The sequence below is a fragment of the Desulfobaculum sp. genome (genome assembly GCF_054921475.1).
Genome location: NZ_JBUDSW010000130.1, coordinates 1 through 9,821, shown reverse-complemented (window position 1 = coordinate 9,821; position 9,821 = coordinate 1). Strand labels below are relative to the sequence as shown.

The 9,821-nt window shown below is 66.4% G+C and carries 7 protein-coding genes; 1 reads left to right on the top strand and 6 read right to left on the bottom strand.

What is annotated here, in order from left to right; all coding sequences use genetic code 11:
- Positions 1–1,144, top strand: a 1,144-nt coding sequence (locus ACY69P_RS09770; RefSeq protein WP_462327325.1) for a hypothetical protein, incomplete at its 5' end; no start/stop codon positions are given.
- Positions 1,145–1,238: 94 nt separating this feature from the next.
- On the opposite strand, the gene ACY69P_RS09765 is transcribed toward ACY69P_RS09770, so the two are convergent.
- The 6 genes from ACY69P_RS09765 to ACY69P_RS09740 form a co-directional block, all read right to left on the bottom strand.
- Positions 1,239–2,372 carry a glycosyltransferase gene (locus tag ACY69P_RS09765; RefSeq protein ID WP_462327324.1) on the bottom strand — a complete coding sequence of 378 codons (1,134 nt, stop codon included), beginning with the start codon at positions 2,370–2,372 and terminating at the stop codon, positions 1,239–1,241.
- Positions 2,369–3,505, bottom strand: coding sequence for a glycosyltransferase family 4 protein (locus ACY69P_RS09760; protein ID WP_462327323.1), 1,137 nt, complete (start codon positions 3,503–3,505; stop codon positions 2,369–2,371). The genes ACY69P_RS09765 and ACY69P_RS09760 overlap by 4 nt, the downstream gene beginning before the upstream one ends.
- Positions 3,478–4,767 carry an oligosaccharide flippase family protein gene (locus ACY69P_RS09755; protein ID WP_462327322.1) on the bottom strand — a complete coding sequence of 430 codons (1,290 nt, stop codon included), beginning with the start codon at positions 4,765–4,767 and terminating at the stop codon, positions 3,478–3,480. The genes ACY69P_RS09760 and ACY69P_RS09755 overlap by 28 nt, the downstream gene beginning before the upstream one ends.
- A complete protein-coding gene (locus ACY69P_RS09750) occupies positions 4,764–7,409 on the bottom strand; it encodes a hypothetical protein (protein WP_462327321.1) in 2,646 nt (881 codons plus the stop codon). Before ACY69P_RS09750 ends, ACY69P_RS09755 begins: the two co-directional genes overlap by 4 nt.
- A 12-nt stretch (positions 7,410–7,421) precedes the next feature.
- Positions 7,422–8,705 (bottom strand): MATE family efflux transporter, encoded by a 1,284-nt coding sequence (locus ACY69P_RS09745; protein WP_462327320.1) that lies wholly within the window; start codon positions 8,703–8,705, stop codon positions 7,422–7,424.
- The coding region (locus ACY69P_RS09740; RefSeq protein ID WP_462327319.1) for a DUF2079 domain-containing protein at positions 8,702–9,821 on the bottom strand (1,120 nt) is incomplete at its 5' end. The genes ACY69P_RS09740 and ACY69P_RS09745, both read right to left, overlap by 4 nt.

Sequence of the window (9,821 nt, the reverse complement as noted above, 5' to 3'; positions counted from 1 at the left end):
TGGCCAGGGCTTCTCCAGTGCGGCCAACGCCACCGCGCAGGGCCGCATTGGTAAGTTCCTGTTGAGAGACAGCGAAGTGACTGACGGTAACGCCACCTTCGTGGGCTTCAACGCTACTACCGTTGGTGACAATGAAGGAGCCGCCCTATCCTTGGCTGACATGGACGAGATGACGTGGAGCGTTGCAACGTCCAGTAGCCTTGGCGGCGTGACCCATGGTAACGCGACCCTGCTCGACTCCGACGACAACTACTTTGCCCACTTCCTCGGCCGTAAGGTCGGCGATGTGATCGCAGGTATTTGGGTTGCCGCCGGCACTTCCAACTCTACCTCTGCGTATGGCGCGGCAGGCGACAGGACTCTCGGCCTGCAGATCATGACGGACCTCGGCTTTGTGGTGCCGCCCGCATCGGCGACCTCCACTGCCGACATCAACACCATCGTGAGCAGCTTCGGGTCTCTGGCATCCGGTGTGACGGTGCGCGCGGCTACGGCCATCGACATCAGCAACATCCCCAGCGACGCAAGCGCCGTGCTCAACAAGAGCTCTGATGACCTGGTGAGCCAGTTCGGCCTGTCCAGCGGCCAGAGCGTAACCAACCTGACGTCCTTCGTGGCAACCCTGCCCGCCGCCTCCAGCCCTGGTGATCTGACGATCTTCCAGCGCACCATCGACGGCGCACAGGTCCACGGAAAGACCCCCAACACCCTTGGGACCTACACCAAGATGTACACGGCCGCCCGTGACGCGGTGAGCGGACTCTCCGCTGCCCAGACCGCGAACAGCACCAAGGCCTTCACCTACAACCCCGGTACGTCGACCCTGGCAGAAGGACAGTACTGGCTGTCGTTCGAAGGTACGCCTTCGTACTTCATCCCGGCCAACTTCTCCCTGAACGACGCTTTCGACTATACGCTGTACTTCACCATCGCGGACAACGGCGTGTACGACGTGAACACCAGCGAAGACATCATCGGCGACCCGAGTGGCTTCGTGTCCGGTACCACGTCCAGCTCCACGTCCTCCGATAGTGACAGCGACGGTGGCTGCGTGTTCAACCCGGCCGCTGCATGGAGCATCGAGTTCCTGCTGCTGCTCATCGCTCCTGCCGCATTCCTGGTGCGCCGGCGCATGAAGAAGTAGCTGACTCGGACCAATCCGTAACCTGAAACAGGCCGCCCGGTATATGCCGGGTGGCCTTCTTTTGTGTGCTGGGAGGTGTTGGCGGGAGGGGCGCTTAGGCTGGCGCGCCGTCTGATGCGTTGCCGGACGCGTCATTTTGAGCACCATCAAAAGCCGCGGCGCTGAGGCGGCGGAGGAAGGCATCCTCGCTGAAGTCCTGTGCGCGCGTGGTGCAGGCCTGACGCATGGCGCGGGCGCGCTCTGGCGTCAGGGAAGAGACGGCTTCGGCAATGGCCTTGGGGGGCGGGTCCGGCGGCAGAAGGATGCCGGTTTCGCCGTGGACCACGGTTTCCCGCAGGCCGCCTTCGTCCACGCCGATGACGGGCTTGCCCGCGGCCATGGACTCCACCGGCGACATGCCGAAGTCCTCGTCGCGGGGGATGTAGATGGTGGCGATGGCGCGGCCCATGAGGTCAATAAGCGCCGGTTCGTCAATCCATCCGGTAAAGCTGATATTGGGCGCGTCTGCGGCGAGGGCGCGGAGGCGGGCTTCCTCCGGGCCGCCGGAGGCGACCACAAGGCGCCTCTCCGGCATGGAGAGAAAAGCAGTGACGATGCGGTCCACACGCTTGAGGCCATCAAGCCGCGCGCAGGAAAGATAATAATCGTCCTGCCCCCGCCACGGGAAGGCGTGGGTCATGCAGGGCGGGTGTACCACGTGGGCGTCCTGCCCAAGGTAGTGCAGCAGGCGCTGGCGGACATTTTCGGAGTTGGCCAGCACAACGTCCATGGCGCCGAGGGCGTCGGTGTAGACCCCCTTGAACCAGCGCATGAAGGCCCGCATGGCCGGGCGCTGCCACGCAGGGGTGGCGGCAAGGGTTTCGCGGCGCAGGTCAAAGAGGATGCGCGGCGGGGTGTGGCAGTACAGTATTTTGCGGCCGCTCACGCTGGCGTGGGCAAAGAGGCTGACCGTGCCGGTAAAGATGCCCCACGGCGCGTCCTGCTGCGGCAGAGTGCAGAAGGCTTTGCGTAGGGCCGCGGTTTGGGAGAGGCGCGCCAGCAGCGGCGCGGCGCGAAAGGCGTCCAGATTGGTGATGGGGATGCCTTCAAAGGCGTCTACGGGAAAGGGGCGGACATCCACGTGTCCGGTGACGACGCGGGCCGCAAAGTGGCGGGCCATGAACAGCGCCACGCGCTCCCCGCCGCCGGGAAAGCTGAAAAAGTCGTGCAGGATGAGCGGCGCGGTCATGACTGCTCCAAGGCTGCGGTGAAGCCGTCCCACGTGAGGCGGGCGGTGCGCTCCCAGGTAAACTGCGCCGCGTGGTTGTACCCGGCCTGAATGAGCTGTTTCCGGTGGGCGGCGTCCTCCGCGATGCGCCCCATGGCCTCGCCAAGGGCCGCCGCGTTGTCTGGCGGGTCGAAATACGCGGCGGCATCTCCCCCGACCTCGGGCAGGCTGGCGCAGCGCGTGGTGATGACCGGACACCCGCAGGCCATGGCCTCAAGAACCGGCAGGCCAAAGCCTTCATAGGTGCTGGGCAGAACGGTCATTGTGGCGGCGCTGTAGGCTGTGGCGAGGGTTTCGTCGTCAATGTACCCGAGGGGGATGACGCCCTGTGGCGGGCTGTCCTGCCAGCCGTCCCATCCGGCCACCACAAGGGGGAGGGTAAGACCGGAGGCGGCAAGGGCCTTCGGGATGACGTGCATATTCTTGCGCGGGTCCCCGCTGCCGACAAAGAGGGCGAAGCGCTCCGGCAGGCCGTAGCGGGTCCGCAGGGCTGCATGGGCGGAGTCCGAACGCGGGAAAAAGAGCGAGGTGTCCGGCGCAAGCGGCGTCACCCGCACGCGCTCCGCCGGGACATCCGTCAGGGCGGTGAGCTCATCCTTGGTGAATTGGCTGATGGACAAAAACGCGTCAACGCCGCCAAGGCTTTTGGCAAAGTGCCTGTTGAAATACAGCACGCGCTCGCGCGGGTGGTGCTCGGGAAAGCGGGCGAGGGACATGTCCTGCACCGTAAAGGCGGTGGCGCAGCCCGCCGCCGTGGCAAAGGGAAAGAACGCGGCCTCATGATACAGCGCGCAGCCCTCGGTCAGCCGCCGAAACCGCCGCGCCCGCCGCGCGTGCAGGGCAAGGCGGATGGCGTAGGCGGCGCGTGGGGGCAGTCGCCAGAAAACATCCGCAAGGCGTGACCAGCTGCGCAGGTTCTGCGGCCCTGTGGGCATGGTGCGGCGCAGGGCCTCGCCGTCGAAGTACACAAACTTCGCTTTGCCGGAGTACAGGCGCTCCAGCTCGGAGTACAGACTCCGCAGATAGCGGCTGATGCCCGTGGCGATGTTGCACAGGGGGATGGCGTTTACGACGATGCGTGGTGGTGTGGGCATGATGCGTCCTTGTGGGATGAGGCGTGGTGCGTCGCGGCGATGTGGCGCAGGCGCCGGGCCAGCCCGCCAAGAAGCGCCGCCATGAGCACGGCTTCCGTGGCGATGGTGGCATAGGCGGCGCCGTGCGCGCCAAGGTCCGGGATGAGCAGGATATTCAGCGCGATGTTCATGACGGCCGCGCCAGCGGCGCACGCGGCGTAAAAGCGTTCAATATTCAGGGCAATGGCGGCCTGCGTCAGCAGTCCTGACGGCAGAATGAAGAGCAGCGCAGCGAGGAGCAAGGGCAGCAGGCGTGCGGCTTCGTCGTAGCCCGGGCCAAAGGTCAGGCGCACAAGGGGGGCGGCAAGAGGCACGCCAAGGGCCAGCAGAACGCCGCCCGCGCCCGCAAGGGCGCAGCTGACGCCGGCCAGCAGGCGAAGAAAGGCGCGCGGAGCATCCATGCGCTGGCGCAGGGTGCGAAAGCACACCACCCCCACGGGCGCGGCCAGCAGGATGATGCCGTCAAGAAAGCGGTAGGCCGCGGCGTACTGGCCGGTTTCCGCCGCGCCGGAACCAAGGTGGCGCAACAGGAGAATATCACAGCGGTAGTAGATGGCGGTGGCGGCGTCCACGGCCATAAAGGCCACACACGCGGTGAACAGACTGCGCCGCATGCGGCGGCCAGTGCGTTGCCGTCCAAGATGCCGGGGACCAAGGTGGCGCCGCATCATGACGAGGAGCGGAGCAAGCCCAATCCCCCACCCGGCAAAGACCATCCACGGTGCGCCGGAGGCCCCAAGCAGGAGGACGCCGACAATGCCCACGGCGCTGGCGGTGCGGTAGGCGCTTTGCCACACGGCGTCGGCGTGGAAGTCGCCTTTGGCGCGCAGGGAGGCAGAGACGAACACACAGGCCGTTTGCAGGCTCAGGCAGACAACGGCCACCGCCGCGTGCCAGCCGTAGGGCGCGGGTGTGGGCAGGCACAGGGCCGCGCCAAGGACGGTGACAAGGGCCACATGCCGCGTGGCGCGTCCTTGAAGTTCCGGCAGGCTCGCGGCGATATCCGGACTTGGCCGCGCGCCTTCGCGGTAGAGGAGGGTCTTGAAGCCGCCGTCCTGCACAATGGCGAACAGCGCGCCAAGGGTGAGCAGGGCGGAGTAGTCACCAAAGCCCTGTGGTCCCAGAAGCCGCCCCAGCATAAAACTGAGGCCCATGGAGACCACGCCGACGTATCCCGCCGCGCCCCATTGGGCCAAGAGTGCGGTTTTGGGCGGCGCGCTCATGATGCGTCCTTATGGGGCTGTGGCGTGAACATGCCGCGTGTGCGCCATCCGGCGAGTGCCAGCAGATAAAACATGGCGAAGGCCAATATTTCTGCGCCGGGGAGGAATCCTGCCACGCGGCAGATGATGATGCCGAGGAGGGCCAGCCCTGCGGCGGCGAGGGTGCGGCGCGCCGGATGGGCGGCAATGTCCGGGGCAAAGCGCCGGGTGAGCGCCGCGCCCGCCATGGCAAGCAATATGGCGGCCCCGCCGCCGGAAAAGAGCGTGGCGGTGGCGTTTGGTCCCGGCTGGACGATATGCACGCCGCTGCCTCCGGCAATAAGCAGCCCCGCAATGGCGCACTTCGCCGGTGCGGAGCGCCGCAGAAAGGCGCGGCGGACGCCGCGCAGGGCGCTGACGGGCGCGCCAAGGCCAAGCCTGCCAGTTTTAAAGAGCGCATACATCGCAAGGCCCGCCATGGCGAGAATGAGAATATCCGTACTGATGAAGGGGAGCGCGGCGCGCCTTTGCGCGGCGTGTTCATCAGCGGGGTCGCGGCGCAGGCGGGGCGGCGTTGGGGTGATGATTTCCACGGCGTCTACGGCAAAGAACGGATGCGGGCGCAGGGTAATGGCGGTTTCTCCGGCGGCAAGGTGCATCTGCGCCGCGTCCGCCCAGCCGCCATTCCATGTGGCGCCAAGCGCTGCCGGTGTAGTCGCCGATGCGCCGTCAATATGCAGAAGCTGCGCCGCAAGGGTTTTTGGAGTGTGGCTGCGCATGCCAAACAGCTCAACGCGCGGCGGCGTGATGCCGAAAAATGGCTCGGTGCCAAGGTAGCTGACGTCCACCGTAAGGGGGGAGCCGCCGCGCATGTGCGGGGCCGCGTCCCTCAGGGAGAAGGTTTCGCCCGGGGCAAGGGGGCGGCTGGCGCCGTCCGGCAGATTGAGGGTGATGCGTGAGGGATAGGGCGCAACTGGGGCGTGGAGCGTGTCCCAGCGCAGGGCCGTGACCTGCGGCGCGGTAAAGCGGACGAGGGTTGGTGGGGCGATGTCCGTTGCCACAAGCAGAGCGCCGCTCTCTTGCCGGGTTATTCCTGCACGCGTGTGGTGGGGCATAACGAGGGTGCCCCGCCGCGTCCACCATTCACGGCCCGCAAGGGGAACGGGTGAGACCGCGCTTTCAGTCATGATGAGCGGCGTCAGGAGCGCTGTCGTCGCTGCGGGGAGAGGGAGGCTCACCTCTGGGACGGCGGTCAGCCTTGTGATGGCTTTCTGCGCCACATCGCCGGTCAGCGCGGTGAAGTGTGGCGGCAGGTCCATCAGGGCGGTGGAGCCGTCCGTTGCCGTGGCATTGACGGCTGTTGGGAGTGGTGCTTCCGGCCACAGGCCAAGGCGCCAGAGCGGGGCTGCGGGGCGGTCGTGTCGCAGGTACTGCGCGCGCCATGTTTCGTCATCCGTCAGGGAAAAGATGCCCTGCGCGGGCATGGATACGGCACGCAGGAAAGGGGACGCCGCGCGCGGCGCTGCGGCCCATGTCTGCACGGCGTCGTCGATGGTTTTGTCCAGCGCGGGAATCTGCGCAGTGGTGAGGTCCAGCAGGCGGATGCCAGTGACGGTGATGCCCTGCGACGGGGCGGGGAGCATGGTCAGCAGCATGTGCCGCAGGGCCGCATCCGGCGCCGCTCGGGTGCCAAGGGCGTGGCGCAGGTCAACAAGCATGGTGGTGCTGGCTGCGCCGTGGGGCAGGAATTGCGCCGTCACTTCCCGCCGCTGCCCGCTCAGGTCCATGGCATGGAAGGAGAGCGTGCGCGCGGCGCTGGAGCGCGCCGCCGGGGAATCCGCCGGGTAGAAGAGCAGAACCTCCATGACCGTAACGCGCTGTGGCCGCAGGTGCCGCGCCCGCAGGGCCGGGCGCAGGTCCAGCGTGGTGATGGTGCTGTCGCCGACGGTGGTGTCCTGCCGCGTTACCTCGCCGGAGTAGAGGAACACGTCGCGCCCCGGAGCGGTGTTGGTGCTTAGGGAAAACTGTATGGACTTTGGCTCCTCCCCGCGCGGAGAGCGCAGGCGCAGCAGTCCGCCGTCGGTGACGGGAATATCCACGCGCCCCTGCAAAACAACATGCTGGCCGTCAAACGTGCGCCGCCAGCCGCCGGAGGCGCCAAGCCCCAGCTCCCGGCGCATCAGATAGAGCGCGTCCTTGTTGTCGAGGCTGGCGGGGACAATGTCTACGCGCTTCGTTGGCTCTTTTGTCGTGCCCAGTTCGTTTTCATACACGAGGGTAACGGGCGCGGTGTCCTGCGCCCCTTGCAGGCGGGCGCGCAGGCGAATGCTGGGCAAGGCCTGCGCGCCACTGGTGGTCCATGTAACGGCAAGATAGGGAAACCGCGCCACGGGGGCGGGGTCGTCCGTGAGGCTTATGCGCCACGTGGGAAATTGGCCGCGTTGACCGCTGATGATGGTCCGCGCTTCATTGGTGAGGATGCGGGAGTCGCGCACCACGTCGCGCTGGATGGTGCATGGGGTGATGTGCGCGCGGACGAGGGCTGTGTGCTCCTCCCCTAGGGTGAAGCGCCACGTGGCGTTGGTGGAGCATGTTTCGGCGCGTGCGGGCGCGGCGCATGCGGCAAGAACGAGGGTGAGAACCGTAACGAGGGCGAAGCGCATGTCCTGCTCCGGCTAGGAGGTTTCTTCCATGGTGTGTCCGTTCATGACCATGCGGCGGCGTACTTCGGCCTTTTTGCCCACCAGCAGAAACCACACGGTGGTGGCCGCCAGAATGCTTGCGGCGGCGGCGAAGAGGCTCCACGCCACCTGTGTTTCCGTGGCGTGGAACATGGTGATGAGGGTAATCATGCCCGCAAGGCCCGCGCCCAGTATCCAGAGGTACCCGTACAGCGAGCAGGCAAGGCAGTAGGTGAACAGAACATTCGCCACCGCCATGAGCGCCATGGCCGTGACCACCAGCCGCAGCGCCGGGGCCGAGGCCAGATACTCCGGCCCAAACAGCGCAAGGATAACCGGCTCCGGCCACAGCCCGCAGACAAGGGCGAAGCCGCCGCCAAGCAGCAGCGTCAGCCCCATGCTCAGGGCAAGGGTTTTGCCGCTTTCCTCACCGGAGGCGCTGGATTTGGCGACCTCGGGAAAGAGCACCATAAGCAGGGCGTTGGGGAGGAAGAAGGCAATGCGCCCCAGCACGGCGGCCATGGCGTAGTGTCCGGACGCTTCGGGCGTGCAGTAGTGGCGCGCCAGAACAAGGTCCAGATTGCCAAGGCCCATGATGAGCGCGGCGTTCAGAAGCACGGGAACGGTGTACCACCCCACCTGCCGCAGCATGTTGGCAGGCAGCGGCTTCGCCGGGCCGATGACAAGGTCGCGCAGGAAAAAGAGGGCAAGACCCAGCGCGCCCACAACGCCAATAATGCCCGACAGCAGCGCCCCGCCAACGCCGTGGCCCAGCATGGCCACCAGTAGGGCGGCGCTTATGAGCCGGATGGCTGATGAGGAGCAGTTGCCAAGGCCAAAGCCCGTGAAGCGTTGCAGACCCATCAGGATGCCAAGGGGGACGGGCATGATGAAGCTGATGCTGGTCAGCGCCAGCATCAGCAGAACAGGCCCGGTGGAGTCCACGTGCAGATAGTTTTGGATGCCGGTGTGCGCCAGCGTACCCAGCAAAAAGACCGCCGCCCCCGCGAGCGTCAGCAGCAGAAGGGCGGTGCGCAGCAGTCCGCGCAGGGCCTCTTTCCCCTCCGGTTCCATGCGGATGGTAAAGCGCGAGAGCACAAGCGGCACAACAATCATGGGCGCGGATGCCAGCACGGCAAGGGAGTTGAGCGCGTTGAAGACGCCGAAGTCCTGCGGCGGCAGGCTGCGCCCGACGAGGAACTGGAACATGTAGTTGAACAGGTTCCCCGAGTTCAGAAGGACCAGAATAAGAACGTTCTGCCGCAGGAAGCGCTTCATGATGGCGTGTCCTTGCCCGCTGGTGGTGATGACGGCGCGCCGCGCCGCCGGAGGATGATGAATCCGTCGCGTTCAAAAACCGGCGTGGTTGTCTGCCGGGTGCGCTCCACGGCGGCAAGGAAGTCGCGGCGGACGGTGTCGTCCGTGCACGCTCCGTAGCGCCAGTCGCACCCAAGGTCCCCGAGATAAAGGGGACGCATCAGGTCTAATACCACAAAATCAGCATGAAAGGACACCTCGGATGTGCGCGCCGCGCTGTGGGGGGCGTTGGCGGCGCGGCGGGGGAAGACGCTGCGCTCCGACAGCGCCTGCAAATCCGGCAGGGCGAACGCGGCATACGCTGCGGCGGGAAAGATCACCACGCGCTCTGCGCGCAGCAGGCTGTGCCAGACCACCGTGTTCTGCGCGCTGATGCAGGTGACGCCGCTTTTGGGGATGTGCTTGTCCAGCGCGCGGCGAATCATCGCATCCCGCGCTGTGGGAATGTAGGCGCGCCAGCCATAGGCCCAAATCTTGTCCGTCCAAAACAGGCGCGAGGCCGGCGAGGGGGAGATGCCCACATGCACGGCCAGCAGCGCGCACAGCGCCAGCGCCGTGACCGTGCGCGGGCGGACAATGGCCGCGCCCCAGTCCCGCACGCGGGGCCATGTGGCGCAAAAGGCCATGGTTAGGGGCGGCAGAAGTCCGGCGGTGTAGTGGTGCCCAAGTCCATAATGATTGGGCTGGGTGGACAGGAGGGACAAGGCGAGGGGCGGCAGGGCTACAATCCACCACGACGGCGCCAGAAGCGGCAGCCCCAAAAACGCGGCAATGAGCGCGCCCACGTACAGCAGCTTCCCCGGCTCGCCAAACATCATGCCCAGAACACGTATGGGGTCCGTGAGGATGGTGCGCAGCATCTCGCCAAGGGAGCCGCCCAGCCAGCCAAAAGCCCCCGCTCCAATGGGGCCGCCGCCGCTGGGACCAAGCCCCGGCAGCAACACTCCCACAGCCAGCACAAAATACGCCGCGCCAAAGAGCACAAGGCCGCCCCCAGCAACGCGGGCGCGCCGCCCGTGGCGTACCAGCAGAAACAGGCCGCAGGCCACGGTTTGCAGGGCAAAGGTCTCCTTCACC